This window comes from Streptococcus sp. 1F3 (assembly GCF_054968985.1).
This window is the reverse complement of the sequence record NZ_JBUEQR010000098.1, coordinates 1-540: the sequence shown is the minus strand read 5'-3', so window position 1 is coordinate 540 and position 540 is coordinate 1. Positions and strand designations below refer to the sequence as shown.

The following is a 540-nucleotide window of genomic DNA, read 5'->3' as shown; positions in this document are numbered from 1 at the left end:
ATCTAAATCATATGCCATAACTTTAGTATACCATAATTACTGCATTACTGCTTTAAAACTGATTGACTATAACAGATTGCGAAGCAATTTTATCTGTTAGTCTTCCCACATCTCCTACATCATCAACTGCATCAACAACTTTTCCTGCTTTAGCTAACTTCCCTAATTTTGCAACCGGAATTGCTAAAGTAGCTACATCAATAGTAAGCCCTAAGCCTGCCAACCAGCGGTTGGCTTCCTCACCTGTTACAGGGTCTTGTCCTGTCCAAAGACGTTTGGCATTATACCAGCCACTAAGTTCACCACCAAGAGTCTTAAGCAGCCTCACTCCCTCTGCCCTTCTTGCTACTAGCTCTTCCTCAGTCAACACTTTCGATTTAGCAGTAACTTTGGGCTGATAGCGAGAGCTTGGTCCAGCAGGGCTATCCCAACTGGTAGCACCACCTAGGTTCACTTCATAATGTGAACCACTTGTGCGTTTGGAGCTACCTTTTTTCGCTTTCGATTTGACAGAAGCATTCGACTGATAACGGGAACTTG

1 protein-coding gene is annotated in these 540 nt (G+C 43.5%); it reads right to left on the bottom strand.

All coding sequences use genetic code 11. From position 1 onward, the window contains the following. Positions 1-52: 52 nt before the first annotated feature. On the bottom strand, positions 53-540 hold a 488-nt coding region (locus ACVPON_RS08780), incomplete at its 5' end, for a pre-toxin TG domain-containing protein (protein WP_462878253.1).